The organism is Fictibacillus sp. BK138 (assembly GCF_004216955.1).
In the GTDB taxonomy this organism is placed as follows: domain Bacteria; phylum Bacillota; class Bacilli; order Bacillales; family Fictibacillaceae; genus Fictibacillus.
On record NZ_SGXL01000001.1, the window covers coordinates 439,943 to 456,369 of the forward strand.

Annotated in this window: 15 protein-coding genes; 10 read left to right on the forward strand and 5 right to left on the reverse strand. The window is 40.0% G+C overall.

Going from position 1 to position 16,427, the window contains the following annotated elements:
* Positions 1 to 319 precede the first annotated feature (319 nt).
* Positions 320 to 1,999: a bifunctional metallophosphatase/5'-nucleotidase gene (locus tag EV282_RS02260; protein ID WP_130293417.1), complete on the reverse strand. Its 1,680-nt coding sequence runs from the start codon at positions 1,997 to 1,999 to the stop codon at positions 320 to 322.
* A 246-nt stretch (positions 2,000 to 2,245) separates the two neighbouring features.
* On the reverse strand, positions 2,246 to 2,410 hold the full coding sequence (locus EV282_RS20080; protein WP_165389325.1) for a hypothetical protein: 165 nt from the start codon (positions 2,408 to 2,410) through the stop codon (positions 2,246 to 2,248).
* Positions 2,411 to 2,636: 226 nt separating this feature from the next.
* On the opposite strand from EV282_RS20080, the gene EV282_RS02265 reads away from it, so the two are divergent.
* On the forward strand, positions 2,637 to 3,794 hold the full coding sequence (locus EV282_RS02265; RefSeq protein ID WP_130293419.1) for a stalk domain-containing protein: 1,158 nt from the start codon (positions 2,637 to 2,639) through the stop codon (positions 3,792 to 3,794).
* 382 nt (positions 3,795 to 4,176) lie between these two features.
* A complete protein-coding gene (locus tag EV282_RS02270; RefSeq protein ID WP_130293421.1) occupies positions 4,177 to 4,926 on the forward strand; it encodes a hypothetical protein in 750 nt (249 codons plus the stop codon).
* Between the two features lie 382 nt (positions 4,927 to 5,308).
* Here EV282_RS02270 and EV282_RS02275 read toward each other — a convergent pair whose 3' ends face one another.
* Entirely contained in the window at positions 5,309 to 7,072 is a 1,764-nt protein-coding gene (locus tag EV282_RS02275) for a hypothetical protein (protein WP_130293423.1), read from the reverse strand.
* A 212-nt stretch (positions 7,073 to 7,284) separates the two neighbouring features.
* Between EV282_RS02275 and EV282_RS02280 the strand changes: the two genes are divergently transcribed.
* Both EV282_RS02280 and EV282_RS02285 read left to right on the forward strand, forming a co-directional pair.
* Entirely contained in the window at positions 7,285 to 7,707 is a 423-nt protein-coding gene (locus EV282_RS02280; RefSeq protein ID WP_130293425.1) for a hypothetical protein, read from the forward strand.
* 59 nt (positions 7,708 to 7,766) lie between these two features.
* Entirely contained in the window at positions 7,767 to 8,525 is a 759-nt protein-coding gene (locus EV282_RS02285) for a TrmB family transcriptional regulator (RefSeq protein ID WP_130293427.1), read from the forward strand.
* Positions 8,526 to 8,793: 268 nt separating this feature from the next.
* On the opposite strand, the gene deoD is transcribed toward EV282_RS02285, so the two are convergent.
* Together deoD and EV282_RS02295 are read right to left on the reverse strand one after the other, a co-directional pair.
* Entirely contained in the window at positions 8,794 to 9,504 is a 711-nt protein-coding gene (deoD, locus tag EV282_RS02290) for a purine-nucleoside phosphorylase (protein WP_130293429.1), read from the reverse strand.
* 93 nt (positions 9,505 to 9,597) lie between these two features.
* Positions 9,598 to 10,767 (reverse strand): MFS transporter, encoded by a 1,170-nt coding sequence (locus EV282_RS02295; protein ID WP_130293431.1) that lies wholly within the window; start codon positions 10,765 to 10,767, stop codon positions 9,598 to 9,600.
* A gap of 152 nt (positions 10,768 to 10,919) precedes the next feature.
* Here EV282_RS02295 and EV282_RS02300 point away from each other — a divergent pair, with 152 nt between their 5' ends.
* From EV282_RS02300 to EV282_RS02325, 6 genes are all read left to right on the forward strand, one after another.
* Entirely contained in the window at positions 10,920 to 11,834 is a 915-nt protein-coding gene (locus EV282_RS02300) for a tetratricopeptide repeat protein (RefSeq protein WP_130293432.1), read from the forward strand.
* 72 nt (positions 11,835 to 11,906) lie between these two features.
* Positions 11,907 to 12,563 (forward strand): hypothetical protein, encoded by a 657-nt coding sequence (locus EV282_RS02305; RefSeq protein ID WP_130293434.1) that lies wholly within the window; start codon positions 11,907 to 11,909, stop codon positions 12,561 to 12,563.
* A 187-nt stretch (positions 12,564 to 12,750) separates the two neighbouring features.
* Positions 12,751 to 13,578, forward strand: a complete 828-nt coding sequence (locus EV282_RS02310) for an electron transfer flavoprotein subunit beta/FixA family protein (RefSeq protein WP_130293436.1) — start codon at positions 12,751 to 12,753, stop codon at positions 13,576 to 13,578.
* Entirely contained in the window at positions 13,579 to 14,604 is a 1,026-nt protein-coding gene (locus tag EV282_RS02315) for an electron transfer flavoprotein subunit alpha/FixB family protein (RefSeq protein ID WP_130293438.1), read from the forward strand.
* Positions 14,597 to 15,892 carry an FAD-dependent oxidoreductase gene (locus EV282_RS02320; protein WP_130293440.1) on the forward strand — a complete coding sequence of 432 codons (1,296 nt, stop codon included), beginning with the start codon at positions 14,597 to 14,599 and terminating at the stop codon, positions 15,890 to 15,892. The genes EV282_RS02315 and EV282_RS02320 overlap by 8 nt, the downstream gene beginning before the upstream one ends.
* Entirely contained in the window at positions 15,893 to 16,186 is a 294-nt protein-coding gene (locus EV282_RS02325; RefSeq protein WP_130293442.1) for a ferredoxin family protein, read from the forward strand.
* Positions 16,187 to 16,427 lie beyond the last annotated feature (241 nt).

A 16,427-nucleotide genomic window follows, 5' to 3' on the forward strand; every position in this document is an offset into this window, starting at 1 on the left:
GATTTTTGGAGGCCTAGAACTAAAGTAGAAGTTCTATGAGTTAAAATGAAGAGTCTATGAGCCAAAGTGGAAGTTCTATGAGTCAAAAGGAAGAGTCTATGGGTCAAAGTAGATTCTATGAGTCAAAAGGAAGAGCCAATGAACCAAAGTGGAAGATCTATGAGTCAAAACGAAGAGTCTATGGGTCAAAGTTGAGTCTATGAGCTAAAGTGGAAGTTCAATGAGTCAAAAGAGCATTTCTATGAACCAAACACTATTTCAACCACAAAAAAAAGGCTGACCACAAAAGTTGTTACACTTTTGGGTCAGCCCAATCCTATTATTTAGATACATCCACAATTCGGCCTTCGATTTGCGGATTTACCGTTCCTAATTCCGCTACATAATCACGAAGATTCTCCCAGTCAGAAGCACCCAAATCAGTTACGCGACCCTGTTCATATGCATTCTTGAATACTGTAAATCCATCGCCGCCTTTAGCTGTAAAGGCATTTGTTGCGATTACATATTCTTGATCCAAGCTAAGTGGAGTGAATTCTCCTTCTGCCGTTTCAACATCCATTGACACAACTCGGCTGCCAACTGGCTGCGTGCTGTCATAGGTGAACTTCATGCCAGAAACATGAAGGAAGCCACCATGTTCTTTAGGTGACTGGCTTACACTGTGCTCTAGAGCATTCTTGATTTCTGCTCCAGACAATGTCATTGTCGCAAGTGTATTTCCGAATGGAAGCGTCGTTAGTACATCACCATAAGTGATTTCACCTTGATCGATCGGTGCACGGATTCCGCCGCCGTTTTGGAAAGCCATCAGAACATTTGGATTGAATTCTTTTGCTTTATCGAGCATCCCGTCTGTGATCAGGTTTCCTAATTCTGTTTCATTACTTCTTACACTTGGACCGTCACCTTCTGAGCGGGGGTTAGCTAGTTCTTTTTCGGCAACTCCGCCAGTTGGTGTATTCTTTAATTCTTCGATTTTACTAGAGTACTTTTGAAGAAGTTCAGCAGCTTCAGGGTCTTCAGCTTTTGTCTTTACTTCAATCAGCTCCCCAGCTTGTCCAATCACTTCACCTTTTTTGTTGAACTGAACATCAAGTGTTCCGAGGAATTCGCTATATTGTGAAGCTTGTACTATAACCGTAGGGTCTTTTGATTGCCCGTTTTCATCATTAGCGACTACAACTGGCTCTGTTAGTTTTGTATGGCTGTGTCCGCCGACAATTACATCAAGCCCTTCAACGTGTTTTGCCAGTTCAAGGTCGTTGTCATACGCTGGATTATCATCATAGCCGAGGTGTGTGATCGCTACAACTTTATTAATTCCACGGCGTTCAAGCTTCTTAACAGCTTCTTCAGCTTCTTCAATGTAGTTTTCAAAAACGACACCTTCAGGGCTGGAGATGTCAACCGTTTCTTCAGTTGTAAGACCGATGAATCCTACCTTTTCTCCGTTTACTTTCTTAATTACAGTGGGGTAGATGTTTCCTTCTTTTGCATTGCGTTTCATCTTGTCTTTATATAAAGGACTTAACTTCGGATCGTTAGAAAAATCAACATTCGTACTAACGAACGGAAATTCTGCATATTTTACAAAATCAGCAAGAGCCTGGTGACCTTCAGGGCTAGAGCCTAGGTCAAACTCATGATTACCGAAAGTCATAAGGTCATAGTCTAGCAAGTTCATAAACTCCAGGTCGGCTTGTCCTTTGAACTCGTTAAAATAGAGAGTTCCTGAGAAAACATCACCTGCATTGAGCAATAAAGCATCTGGGTTTTCCGCGCGCTCTTCTTTAACAGCAGTAACAAGTTTTGCTACATTATCTAAATGTGCATGCGTATCATTCGTATGCATGAGAGACAGGTTGAACGATTTTGGTTCTTTTTTCTTATGAAAATCTTTTGGAGCGGCATATGTAGCGGTTGCGACTTGGGAAGAAATTAACCCAATGGCAAGAGAGGAAGCTAGTAATCTTTTAAACGATCGTTTAACTGACATAACATCACAATCCTTTCAAATTTGTCATACTATTCTAATATAGCATGACTATAATGCTAGGATGTGTCGTGTTTTGTCGAAAAGTGTTTAATTTAAAACTATTTTATTAAAAAATGGAGAATTTGAAGGAATGCCGCCCTTATAAGGATGTGGCAAATGCTTTTTGAGGTAGCAATAAACTAATTAAGATTAATAATATAAGAACAACTGCAATATAATTTTTCCAATATCTAATCTGATAGACTTTCACTTTGAAGATGTTCCCTTTTTAAATGCAAAATACAAAACTAAAATAATAATAAACAATGTAAGACTGACATAGTCAGTTACATAGTCGTTTTCAGATAGTAAGTTCACGATCGTAATGATGAATAAGAATAATGCCCCTATAATTGGCAGTTTTCTGTACATAAAAAAACCTCCAGTAAATCAATTAACCCTCACTTACAAACCTATAAATTCCATTATATCTATGAAATTCGTAAAAGGAATTGAATTACATAAATAGTAATTCTAAATAACTATATTTCACTATAACTATCAATTAATAGGTCTAAATGACGATATAACGATTGGTTCTTTACTACTGTATCGACGCTTGAAAATATCAACTAAGAGAAGATGAGAGGTTTAAAGCTTGAAGAAATTATTTAGTTTGTCTATTTTTACTTTTGTTTGTTGTATGTTCTTAACGACTACACCTGTTACCGCAGAGACATCCAAAAACCCTGATGTTTTTATTAACGGAAATAAAGTGAACTTTGATGATGTTTCCGCAACCATACTTAACGGTCGAACAATGATTCCTGTGCGTAAAGTATCAAAAGTTCTGGCAAATGCCAAAGTTGATTATAAAAAAGGAAATATTAAGATTCATCATGGCTGGAACTTGATCTCCATGAATGTTGGGAATAAGAAGGTACTTAAAAATGGCAAGTCCCTCATGATGGACGTTGAACCTAGAATCTTAAAGAACCGGACGATGGTTCCTCTTCGTTTTATAAGTGAGGCATTTGATGCAAAAGTAAGCTGGAACGGTCAAACGAACGTAGTTTCAATTAATAACGAGACCACTATTCCTGTCCTCATGTATCATCATTTTTCAAATACTATTTCTGATGGTAATACCACGATTAAACCAAGTGAATTTAGGGAGCATCTTCAAACCTTAAAATCAAAAGGCTATACAACAATTACTGTTGATGAATTGATCAATAATCAAAGAGGGACAGGCATTCTTCCTGAGAATCCGATCCTAATTACAATGGACGATGGATACTCTAGTAACTATGAATATGCTTTTCCTATTCTAAAAGAATTAGAGATGAAAGCAACAATTTTTGTAGTAACAGAAGAGATGGGGAAGAAAACGTACTATAATCCTCATTTCAGCTGGGAGCAAGCAAAAGAGATGCAGGTTAGCGGCTTTGTAGACATTCAGAGTCATACGAATGATTCACATTATAAAGTAGGAAATCGAGCTTTGCTGAGTTCTGCTATAAACGGTGAGGATACATATCAATATGAAGAAAGAATTAGAAAAGATCTATCAAAATCAAAAGACTTGATCGAGAAGCACTTAGGGAAGGAAAGCCTAGCCTTAGCTTATCCTTATGGTTCTTATAGTGCGACTACTAAAAAGGTTGCAAAAGAAGTTGGCTTTGAAGCAGCCTTTACCGTAAAAAAAGGACATGTCTATAAAGATTCACCACAATATGAGCTGGACCGGATAAATATTCCGCATGGTTTGAGTGGGAATGAAGTCATTCAGTTGATTGAGAGATATGCGTATTAATAAAAAGAAGTGGAGTTTAATTAACTTTATATTGGAACTATCATAAATGAAAACACAGTAAGGTTCATATTTAAAAGATGTAAGAGGAACTTTAGAACAAAAAGAGGCGAGACATTAAACATTTGTTTAAAAGCCTGCCTTTTTTTATCTCTCACATTATATTATTTTAATTGATTGTTTTGAACATACTCAACAGGATAATCCTTAAACGATCCTCTACATTGTTCAATAAGTGGATGAAGTTTATCCTTATTAGTTGAATTTGGTAGGATTACTGTTAGGAGTGATGTTTGTGAGCATAACCGTCCCATTGCTACCTAACAAAAAATGGTTTAATATACTAATAAAGTTATTTGATAATATTGAAATGAGTTGAATAATCATGATGAAAAGTGCGCTTGCTGCAGTGACATTAGTATTTATTCTAAGTGCATGTTCGGAGCAAGAAAAGGCTAACGTACCAGCTGTGACTAGTAATCAAGCAAGTGAAGATCAAGTGGTTATTAATGATATTACGTACAAATTTCTGTTTGAAAAAGGGTATAAAAAAGATGATGAAATCTTGAACTATTATAAAGATCAAATTGAAATGTATAGTAATTATATAGATAATGAAATTGGCAACCTGCAAAAAAAGAGATCTGAAGTTATTGTCTTTTTTAAAAAAGGAAAAGGCTATACATCTTCTGTTCCAGGTTCAATTGATATATATGAGGACGAAGAAGAAGAATTCTACTTAACAGCAGGGGCTTTGTTTAGATCCAATTATAAGAATTCTAATGATACAAAAGGTAGTTTTGCACCGCATTATATGATTTCTGAATACTATGCTACTAAATATGAGAGCGAGCAAGAGCCTGAGAATCAATTCTATACTACACTTGAGGATGTAGCACAAGCACCGAAAAAATTAGATGTTATCAAATTATGGAATGATCAAGCGTTTTTACATACCTATACGTCTAATTGGGATGACTATATAGACAGTATATCTTTTGTAGATTATCTGATGAAAACCTATGGTAAAGAGAAGACGTTAAAATTAATTTCGTACAATGATAATGAATCCATACGTAAGATATTTGGAAAGGATCTTGTTGAATTAATAGAAGCTTGGAAAGTGTCCAAATGAAGATTGAACTGAAACTTTCTATTTTAATCAGCGTATAATATTTAGCGATTATAACTGAGAAGATAGAAGGTTTTTTTGTGAAACGAAAAAAGAAAATAGCAAAGGTCTTCTTATGGGGAACTTTATTAACACTTTTCTTATGGCTGTTGCTCATTTTGGTCATCGTCACCATTTGGATTATATTTTAAAAGGGAAGCACGGGACGGTTACCATGTTCTATGAGTCAAACAACATACTCAATAACAGTGTATGTTCCATCCTCATTCTAAACTTCATACCAGACACATGAAGAAGGCCGCAATACTCTTTACGTGATTGCTACATACACTTGGTCTTTGTAAATAAACCCGGAATAAATTCCAGGTTTATTTACAAAGTTAACTTATTGAAGGTTATGCTTTTCAGTGATTAGATGGCGTGTAAATTTAATTGTACGACCATCTTCATCTTCAAATAGGGCATATTCTTTAACAGGCTGTACCACAACATTATCGAGAGTCAGTGTTTCGTTATAAGCTGTCTTCGCTGTCAATGTAATGGTGTGTTTTCCAGTTGTAAGATAGTTCACTCTGTTTAAGTTTACTAAAGTAAGGTACTTGTTCGCAGCTGAAACATCTGTTGAACTTACTTTTCGTCCATCAATCTTTAAATCTACTTTTAGCTCACCGCCTAACGCTGGTGCTTTTTCAAGTGCACCATAGATGAGGTATAAAACTTGTTTATCAATGTTTACTTCCTTTTGAATTGTATCCCCGTTGGTTAATTTTACGATTTTGTTGCTGAAAAGTGCATCGCCAGTCCATGCGCTTTCTGGTGTTTCGATAGCGGGGCTGCCGTTCTTCACGGTGAACGATTCAGCTTCATGGATGGTTGATGTGTGTCTTTCTTTTGTTTTAACGTTAAACGTCTCCATGGCTTCAGGCATTTGTTGAATTGACTGAATCGACATTAACGCTTCAATCGTGGATTCTGCTCCAGAGTTCATGTTCACTTTTCCGGTCACACCGTTTAATCCGTCATAGCCTCTGCCTGTTTTTGGATCATACATCTGGAAGTTCGCGTCATTGTTGCCAGTGTACCAAGAGGCAGCGATTCCCGCATATTGTGCGTATTTTTTCTCATTTGTTGCGTGGTAAAGTTCAGTAAAAGCTTGTGTCAGCATGTTTACACCGTATGCGATTTGCTCATCTTTTGTTGGTGTTGGTGCCATCTCTTTGATCATGCCTGTCACAAGAATGTGAGTGAAAAGCTGATCGGCTTCTTGCTGTGCTGATTCGACCCACTCTTCTTTGTTTAGTAGATTGCCAGCTTTAGCGAGAGCCATGGATTGTCCGCTGCCCCAAGCATGCCAAAGAGTAGGGGAGCCGTCCCAGTCGAGGTGAGCACCGAACGGATATTTTGTGTAGGATCCGAACTGATACTCCGATAAACCTTTTCCGAGCTTTAACATCGAATTTTTTACTAAGTGATTTTTCTCCGCTTCATAAAATTCTGAGAGACCGAGTAATGCATTGGACATCGCGTCAAAACCGCCGATCCAAGCAGGAATCTTGTAGCCATTAACTATGTTATACTCTCCATATTTTTCGTTCACTTTCTTTTGTAAGGCATTGTTCGCTAGTAGGAAACTTTCTTTTAGTTCGTTTGCATAAGCAGGGTCCGTTTCGGAAAATACTTTATAGCCATGGCCGATCGACCACATCGCTCTTGCAGCCCACCAGTCAAAAGACTTCTTGCTCGTCGGACCGTCTGTGTTAATCGAATAGTCGTCAAAAATAAAGTTATAAAATTCTCCATCATCCGTTTGCATGTACATGACAAAGTTTAAAGCTTTCTTTGCTTTTTCTAGGGATGTACTGTCCCTTGTTTGTTCGTAGTGATTCAAATACACAACAGCCGCCCGTGCCACATCATCCACACAAGCAATTCCTTCGTCCGCATCATCCACCCATTCGTAATTGGGATACTCAGAATAAATGTGTGTAATCAGCATCTCTTTACCGTCAATCGTGACCTCTTCATTTAAAAAATCCAGGTGGTCTAGGTTTACTAGAGAGGTTTGAGTTTCTGCTGCCTCTGACTGAGTTGGAAACACAATTGAAACCATAAGAATGAATGCGAGTGCAATCTGAAAATACTTCTGCATCTTTTTCCCCTTTCATGTAAGCGTTTTAATTACATTATTACATGACGAATTATTTTATCAAGTTACAAATGAGTTTTGTCATGAAGTTGGTTACATGTGCCTAAAGAAAAATGTCTTAACTAAAACAAAAGTAATAGATGAATAGTTATTGACCGCAGGAAGCAATAAAAGGAAAATAAAAGTAATAGAAGTACTTGAAAGAGGTTAGCATCATGTCTATGGACACTTTGGATAAAATCTTTACAGGTTTACTATTTCTTCTCACGGCACTTCCATTTATCATGTTTATAATTATTAAGTGGAAAAAAAGAGAATATTATTATTACATTGCCTTAATTAATGTTTCTCTTATTATTTTTACATTTACAATACCGGTGTTGCTTCTAATCTTTGAAATCGAGGTGTGGCCGGCACTTCACAAACCTTTCTGGATTTTCGTCACATTAATCCTTCCGCTAATCATAATTATCCTGCATACTTACATGGTAATTTTAGTGAAGAGGGATATGTTTATCGTAAGACTTGATAAGATAGAGAGGCTTGAGGTTTTAATTTCACGCAATGATCCGAGAGCCTTAGCTGCCTTGTTTTGGGTGATAAGCGTCTATTCGCATGTAAAAAAACTTTTAGAATAGTACATAATTGTTTTAAGATAGTGTGAGGAAAATTATAGATGTAATTTTTAGGAGGAACCATGTTACAAAAATTCGGTTTTTCACAATATGAGAGTCAGGTGTTCGAAGTTCTCGCATCGAGTGAGGAACCAATGGACGCGACGAACATCGTTAAATATTCGGGTGTACCGAAATCAAAAATATATGAAGTGCTCACGCGCATGATCGAAAAAGGGATGGTGTTGGATTCCGTTTCAGAGAAGAAGAAGCTGTATTCTGCGTTGCCATTGTCCATCGTGATCGAAAAGTTAACGACGGAATTTCAGGAAAACGTGGAGCAGTTAAAAACGAGCACGTCAAAAAGAAAGTTTTATGATGAACACGTCTGGAGTCTGAAAGTTGATTCATCGATTCGTGCGCAGACGAAGCAGATTTTGCAAGCGGCAGAGAAATCGATCAAGGTTTCCGCTTGGCAGGATGATGTGCGTGATTACTTACACATCCTTGAGGAAAAAGAAAAGCAGGGGGTCGATGTGGAACTCCTTGTGGTCGGAGAGTTGGAGTCTTCGTTAAAGAATGTACATATCCTGATTCCAGCACAGGAGCATCATTCGTTAGAACGCTTTCGATTAGTTGTTGTGGATGAGGAAGAAGTGATTTTTGCCGGAGTGGAAAGTGAATTTTGGCAAGCGTTGAAAACAAAATCTCGGCCATTTATTAAAGTTTTTATCGAGTTCTTTTACCATGATGTGGCTTTAGCGAAAATCAATGAGAAGCACTCTGATCTGTTGATGAATGATGAAGAAATAAGAAGTGTTCTGATGAAATTGAGATACTAAATGAAGAGGGAATGAACTAAGAGGGTACTTTAGTTCATTCCTTTTTTGTTAAATAGATTCTATGAACCAAAACGAAGAGTCTATGAACCGAAATGTCAGGTCTATGAGTCAAAATCGTGAGTCTATGGGTCGAAATGTAACTTCTATGAACCAATCAAAATTCTATGAGCCAAAACAAAGGGTCTATGAGTCAAACCGGCCTTCCAATGAGTCAAACCCGAGGAATATAAAAAGGGCATAACTGATAACAGTCATGTCCTTTACATTATTATTGTTCTGAACTAACTACTTCCAACGCCATCTCGATCATGTCATTAAACGTTGTTTGACGCTCTTCTGCTGAAGTTTCTTCACCTGTAAAGATGTGATCACTTACTGTCAGGATCGAAAGTGCGTTCACTCCGTATTTCGCTGCGATTGAGTACAATGCTGTTGTCTCCATCTCTACAGCTAGTACGCCGTTTTCAGCTAATTTTTTTACGATATCCATGCTGTCACGGTAGAACAGGTCAGCCGTTAACACGTTACCAGCTTTGATTTTCAAGCCTTTTTCTGTTCCAGCTTCATACGCTTTTTTCAATAGATCGAAGTTTGCGCATGGTGCGAAGTCGATTCCTGGGAACGCTAGGTGGTTCATGCGTGAATCTGTAGATGCTGTCATCGCTAGGATCACGTCACGAACTTTAACGTCTTGTTGGATCGCGCCACATGTTCCAACACGGATTAAGTTTTTCACACCATATTCACGGATGAGTTCGTTTGCGTAAATCCCGATCGATGGAATCCCCATGCCTGTCCCTTGTACAGATACGCGCTTTCCTTTGTATGTTCCAGTGAACCCAAGCATTCCGCGTACTTCGTTGTAGCAAGTTACATCTTCTAAAAATGTTTCTGCGATATATTTTGCACGAAGCGGATCTCCTGGTAATAGAATGCTTTCTGCAATTTCACCTTGTTTTGCACCAATATGAATACTCATTTGTCCACCGTTACAACCCGTAATTGGTAGCTGTAACGGTTTCACCTCCTCAGAATTTTTTATCTCTCATTATCATGCCATAGTTTTACGAGACTAGCTAATGGTATGGGCAGTTCTCTCAGAACGCTCTTTTTTTGTCATGGAAAGAACGGCTGCACCTAATGCCAGTATGACCAAAAATCCGCCAACTGTTGCATTCATCTCTACAGATGCCTGTTCAATCACGATTCCGCCGATCATCGATCCAAATGCAATGCCGAAGTGCAGCGCAGAGTTGTTTAGACTTTGCTGAATATCGGATGTCTCGGGAGCAGATTCAATAAGATAACTCTGCATCGCTGGCGTGATTGCCCAGCTGAGCATGCTCCAAATGATCATGACCACTAAAAATAGCGGAAACGCAAACGTTGTATATGGAATCATAAAGATTGAGATGCCAAAAATGATGGTAACGCCTAAAATTGTAGGTTTCGTGCCGAACCGGTCAGCAAGCATGCCGCCGAATCCGCCACCAAATACCGCTGCCACACCGAATATCAAGTATACAATACTTACCCATGTACCGTTTAGTCCGAGTGCCGTTTTTAAAAATGGTGTGAGATAGCCGTATAGCGTAAGATGTCCGGCCAGGAACAGGAATGATGTTAGTTGAGCAAACAATACGGTTCGGTCTTTCAGCGTGCTTAGCTGTTGTTTAATTGGGATTGCCGGTTTTGGTTCGATGCGTCCCATAAAGAAATACACACCGACCATTGATAATAACGTTAGTACCGCGATAAAGATAAATGGAGCGCGCCAACCGAATACATTTCCAAGCATTAACCCGATTGGAATGCCGAGTACAAGCGATGCGCTGATTCCCATGAAGACCACACCGATCGCACGGGCCCGGTATTTTTCTTCAACTATATTGGAAGCGATCGTCACACATAAAACGACGAGCAATGAACCACTGGCTGCTGATAAAATCCGAGCGAGTAACAACATCGTATAACTAGGACTCACGATTGCAAGGATGTTTCCTGCTAAAAATACGATAAGAGAGATAAGGGTTAACCGTTTTCTCTCGATTTTAGCAGTCATCGTCAGCAAGATTGGTGCAGCAATCGCAAATACTAGTGAAAAAATCGTGATGAGGAATCCAGCTTTTCCGAAATTCACCCCAAGATCCTCTGCCACTAAGTCTAGAATCCCGCCTATAATCAATTCGACCATTCCGACAACAAACGAAACAATCGTTAATAAGTAAACACGTTTATTCACGTTTATCTACCTTCTTTCAAAAAAAGTAACCACTGTAATGGTAACTTATTTACGAAAGTGTATCAATATCAATTTTTAGGCAACTTTTGTAAAAGAATACGGTTTGCAGAAGTTATAATGAAAAGTAGGAGATAAAAGCGGTGGGGGATAATATGAACACAAACCAAAAAGCGATGGAATTACTTGAGGAACATAATATTGAAGCTGCTCTAAAACTTTTTCGAAAAGCGGTTCTTGAAAAAAGAGGTGTTCAATCACTTACAAACCTTGCATGGGTTTACTTGCATGAAGAAGACGAGATTGAAAATGCGCTGACTCTTATTCAAGAAGCTATTAACCTTAATCCGAAATCTCATTTTCCATACAGCTTATGTGGCGAACTTATCTTGAAAATGGAAAAGTATGAAGAATCACTTCATCCTTTACTCACCTCTATTTCCATTCAGCCAAGTTCAGCTACCTATCATAATCTAGGGGTTGCCAAGTACCACCTTGGTGAACCTGCAGAGGCTGCCATGTACTTCGGTCTAGCAGAAGGGAAATCAGATTTCACCTTATTTAATCAAGTGAAATGTTTGATCGTAAGTCGTCAGTTAGCTGAAGCGAAAAAAATACTAGCCACTTTTAACGAAAATGATGATGATTTTATAGGTGAGGTTGATCTAGCAGAACTATATGCAGAGCTAGAACTTTATAAAGAAGCGGTTCATTGGTATGACAAAGGGTGGGGAATTTATTATAAACAGCCTGACTGGATTGCATGGTATGTGCATTCTCTTATAAAAACGAATCAAAAAATGCGTGCACAGAAGATCATCAATGAGGTCATACAGTTAAAGAAGGAAGAACTCGTTGAAGCATACGAGGAAAAAATAGATGAAGATTGGTCGGTACAAGATAAACAGCAAAATATTATCCAACTTTCAAATGAAATAAAAGAGTACCAAACGATGATAGAACGGGTTTCTGCTGGCGTGCTTCCTCAACTTACATTTGAACCCTCGCCAGAAACCGGTTGTTATCTCTTTGGTTGCAAACGGCATGGACATCCGGAATACGAAGATTAAAATAGGGCATTACGGCTACATCGAGTGACTTTGGTATGATAAAGATATGTTTGTGATTGGAAGGGTGGTCTTTTGGATAATATAGAGATGATTTTGGTGGGGTTTATTATTTTCTTAGATATTTTCATTGCTCTTCAATATTTTTTGTCTATACGATTTCGTGAGCCGAACAATAAGCACATGATTTTCGCATGGCTTTTTTTGCTAACTTCTTTAGGAATCTATTTACCATTCGATTTTTTAGATATGATCGATATTGCTAATTTCTATATGATTATCAGTGTAATGTTTGGTTTATGGCTGGTTTTCGGATTTGTTTATGCCATAAGAAATGGAACATATGAACAGGTTCAGAAATTTAAATTACTGTTCTATAGTATTCTAGGCATTTTAATATCTGGTGCTGTAATCTTGTTGATAGGATTTTTAATAATATCACCGATTGAAAATAATTTCGGATTAGATAAAGCTATGGGCACATTTTTTCTAATGATAGGTATTATATATGGTGTCATGACATTTATAGTAAATGATGAACCTTATAGACTACTTAAGGAACTTAGTATTCCTATATTTTTCTTATTATTTTCTGTTATTTGCTTTTTAGATCACTTTGAAAAATGGGTAATCATTTGTATATTGGGTGTTTCTCTCTTATGTAACTTGATTGGGAGATTCCTTATACATAGGCATGAGAATAAACCTATACCTATAAATAGAAGATTTTAAAGCGCTGCGATTGCAGTGCTTTTTTTGTTATTTACTAATTTCCACTTTAAAAATGTACCTGTCAGAACATAGTGATTTTCTTTTTTATTTTTCGTCATGTATCGGATAAGCCCTCCATATAGTAGTAGTAATCATCATAATAGTGGCTTCTAAAAAAAGACTGGCCAGTGATTAGAGGAGGGATCGAATGCTTCATATTGTGGCTTGCATTAAGCAGGTGCCGGATACGAAGATCATCAAGATGAACCCGAAGACGAATACGATGGACCGCGCGAGTGCGCCTGCCATCTTGAATCCTTACGATGCGCACGCGGTGGAAGAAGCGGTGCGTTTGAAAAAGAGATACGGCGGGACAGTTTCGGTATTGACGATGGGACCGCCGCCAGCTGTAAAAGCGATCAAAAAATGCATCGAGATCGGTGCAGATGAAGGCTACATGATTTCAGACCGTGCTTTTGCCGGGGCGGACACTTTAGCAACGAGCTATGCACTCACCAAAGCAATTGAAAAAATTTCAAAGATAAAACCAGTGGATTTAATCATCTGCGGCAAGATGACAATCGACGGTGATACCGGACAAGTTGGACCTGGTATCGCACGCCGATTAGACATGCCTCCTCTGACCTCGGTCAACAAGGTAAAAGAGATCAATGTGAAAGAAGGATATGCGGTCGTTCAACGGAAGCTCGAAGACGGGTATGAAGTGATTCAGTCGACGATGCCATGTTTGATGTCGGTTGAAAAAGAGATCAACGAAGTACCGTATTCCTCGATGACAAACATGCTGAAGGCTGCAAGGTACCAGCCAATAATCTGGGCAGTTGCGGATCTTGAGGATGTGGAGAGAACGCAGCTCGGGTTGAAGGGTTCGCCGACAATTGTTTCGAAAGTTTGGGCGCCGACAAAACCAAGTGGCGGAGAGATGCTGGAAGGCGATGCAGCTCAACAGACAGAGAAGCTTCTCAATATTTTGCTAGAGAAAAAAGAACTTTTTGCGGGGAAGGGAGGGGCTTAAGTGAACTTTGAGGAATACTCAGGTATTTGGGTTTTTATCGAGGTGAAGGACGGAGAAGTTGTGCCGGTTTCGCTGGAGCTGCTAGGAGCGGGAAAAGAGCTTGCGGACAAACGCGGGACTGAGCTCGCAGGCGTTTTGATCGGAGAAAACGTGACACATCTAACAGACTCTCTTTTTGAATATGGAGCGGACACCGTCTACGTGTATGACGACGCGATTTTTAAAGATTACCGGACAGAGTCGTACATGAAAGCGTTGCTGGAGTGCTGTCAAAAATACAAGCCGGAAGTGATTTTGTATGGGGCGACGTCGACGGGTAAGGACTTGGCAAGCGCGGTCGCGACAGACCTTCCGACGGGGCTCACGGCCGACTCTACCATTTTGGACATTGAAGAAGATACAGGCTTATTGCTTGCGAGCCGTCCGGCGTTTGGCGGGAACATCATGGCTACGATTCTTTGTAAAAAGTACCGGCCGCAAATGGCGACGGTCCGGCCGAAAGTGATGAAAGCATTAACACCAGAACCTGGGCGTAAAGGTAAATTAGTAGAAGAAACAGCTTCTTTAAAAGAGGAAGATATCCGGACAAAGGTGCTCGAGATCGTCCGGCACACGACTCAAAAAGTGAAAATAGATGAAGCAGATATTATTGTCGCTGGCGGAAAAGGGTTAGGCAGTCCGAATGGTTTTCAGCTCGTCCATCAATTAGCTGAGACATTAGGCGGTGCGGTTGGGGGAAGCCGGGATGTAGTAGAAGCGGGTTGGATCGAACATCATCATCAAGTTGGACAGACAGGAGTAACAGTTACACCTAAGATTTATTTTGCAATCGGTATTTCAGGTGCCATTCAGCATATTGTTGGAATGCAGAACTCTGGTCTTATTATCGCAATCAACAACGACCCCGAAGCTCCCATTTTTCAATCGAGTCACTACGGAATCGTAGGCGATGCCTTTGAAATTGTGCCACTTTTAATCGAACAATTTAAACAAGCGTTTAATAGAGAGGCGGTCGACCATGTCTGAAAAATTTGATTGTATAGTTGTAGGGGCAGGTCCTGCCGGCATTTCCTGCGCGTACGAACTGGCGAAAGCGGGAGTGAATGTTTTATTAATTGAACGCGGTGAATATCCAGGTTCGAAAAACGTAATGGGCGGCGTCCTCTATCGAAAAATGATGGAGGATGTGATCCCAGAGTTTTGGAAGGAAGCACCGCTCGAGCGGCCGGTCGTGGAACAGCGGTTCATGATGATGGATAAGGAGTCGGCGATCACCGTCGGCTATAAAGGAATGGAATGGGGACAAGAACCGTACAACAACTTTACGGTGCTGCGCGCGAAGTTTGACCAGTGGTTTGCGGGGAAGGCTGTTGAACAGGGGGCTTTGCTGGTTAATGAAACAGTAGTTTTAGAGTGCATTGTTGAGGATGGAAAAGTGGTCGGAGTTCGGACTGACCGCCCTGATGGCGATCTTTACGCGGATGTTGTGGTACTGGCTGATGGCGTTAACTCTCTTTTAGCCAAATCGCTCGGCTTTCATAAAGAGTTCAGGCCAGATGAAGTAGCACTCGCCACCATGGAAATCATTAAACTAGACAAAAAGACGATTGAAGATCGTTTTAATCTGGAAGAGAACCAAGGGACGACAATCGAGCTCTTTGGTGACGCGACAAAAGGAATCCTTGGCACCGGATTTTTATATACGAACAAAGACACGCTGAGCCTTGGGGTTGGCTCACTTCTATCTGGGCTCATTAAGCATAAGATTAAACCATATGAACTTTTAGAGTATGTGAAGAATCATCCGATGATCCGTCCTTACATCGCTGGCGGGGAGCCGGTTGAGTATTTGGCGCACATGATTCCGGAAGGCGGATACAAATCAATGCCTAAAGTAGCGGGGAATGGTGTGCTCGTCGTTGGGGATGCGGCTCAGCTCGTGAACGCGATCCACCGGGAAGGCTCGAACCTGGCGATGAAGTCAGGTCAGTTTGCGGCTGAAGCGGTGCTACTCGCTAAAGAGCGCGAAGATTATTCAGAGGCTACTCTCAACCATTACAAAACAAGATTGATGAGCAGTTTCGTCGGTCAGGATATGAAGAAATACAAGGATTCGACCCACCACTTTGATAAGTTCCCGCAGTATTTTGAAAAGTACATTCCGATGGCGAACAAGGCGATGAGCCAGATGTTCACGGTTGATGGCACGTCGAAGTGGGATAAACAGAAGAAGATTTGGCGTGATGTGGGGACGGCTGGAGAGAAATTGAAACTAGCTCGTGATGCATACCGGGCGTGGAAGGTGATGAAGTAGATGAGCGAAAAGAAGTGTCAGACCATCGAAGAAAAGCAGTATCTCGTTCGTTTTAACGCAGACACGAAATCACATCTCACCGTTATGGATGCCGATATTTGTTTGAACCACTGTCCGGATAAAATCTGTACGATTTTTTGTCCGGCGGAAGTGTATAAATGGGAAGAGATTCGAATGCATGTCGGTTATGAAGGCTGCCACGAATGCGGAAGCTGCCGAATTGGGTGTCCGCATCAGAATATTAAGTGGGAATATCCAAAAGGCGGGCATGGGATTGTGTTTCGGTTGGGGTAAAGTTTCCTGAGATAAGAGGATATTTTTAAACAGATGTTTAAATCTAATTTGAAAAAAGCACGCAGAGACGTGCTTTTTTGATTTGCCTTGTAAATTTTATGGCTTAGAACAGCATATCTATCGTCTTTAAGAGGTACTTTGAGCGAAAAAGGAAGATCTTGAGCGAAACGAATGGTATTTTGAGCGTAGCAAGAGAATCTTGAGCGAAACTCGGCGTTCTTGAGCGAAACTCAACGATTCT

Excerpts from the sequence above, each read along its gene's own strand:
- EV282_RS02325 (WP_130293442.1), top strand. The coding sequence starts at position 15,893 with ATGAGCGAAAAGAAGTGTCAGACCATCGAAGAAAAGCAGTATCTCGTT.
- deoD (WP_130293429.1), bottom strand. The coding sequence starts at position 9,504 with ATGAGTATTCATATTGGTGCAAAACAAGGTGAAATTGCAGAAAGCATT.
- EV282_RS02320 (WP_130293440.1), top strand. The coding sequence starts at position 14,597 with ATGTCTGAAAAATTTGATTGTATAGTTGTAGGGGCAGGTCCTGCCGGC.
- EV282_RS02285 (WP_130293427.1), top strand. The coding sequence starts at position 7,767 with ATGTTACAAAAATTCGGTTTTTCACAATATGAGAGTCAGGTGTTCGAA.
- EV282_RS02300 (WP_130293432.1), top strand. The coding sequence starts at position 10,920 with ATGAACACAAACCAAAAAGCGATGGAATTACTTGAGGAACATAATATT.
- EV282_RS02270 (WP_130293421.1), top strand. The coding sequence starts at position 4,177 with ATGATGAAAAGTGCGCTTGCTGCAGTGACATTAGTATTTATTCTAAGT.
- EV282_RS02260 (WP_130293417.1), bottom strand. The coding sequence starts at position 1,999 with ATGTCAGTTAAACGATCGTTTAAAAGATTACTAGCTTCCTCTCTTGCC.
- EV282_RS02280 (WP_130293425.1), top strand. The coding sequence starts at position 7,285 with ATGTCTATGGACACTTTGGATAAAATCTTTACAGGTTTACTATTTCTT.
- EV282_RS02275 (WP_130293423.1), bottom strand. The coding sequence starts at position 7,072 with ATGCAGAAGTATTTTCAGATTGCACTCGCATTCATTCTTATGGTTTCA.
- EV282_RS20080 (WP_165389325.1), bottom strand. The coding sequence starts at position 2,410 with ATGTACAGAAAACTGCCAATTATAGGGGCATTATTCTTATTCATCATT.
- EV282_RS02310 (WP_130293436.1), top strand. The coding sequence starts at position 12,751 with ATGCTTCATATTGTGGCTTGCATTAAGCAGGTGCCGGATACGAAGATC.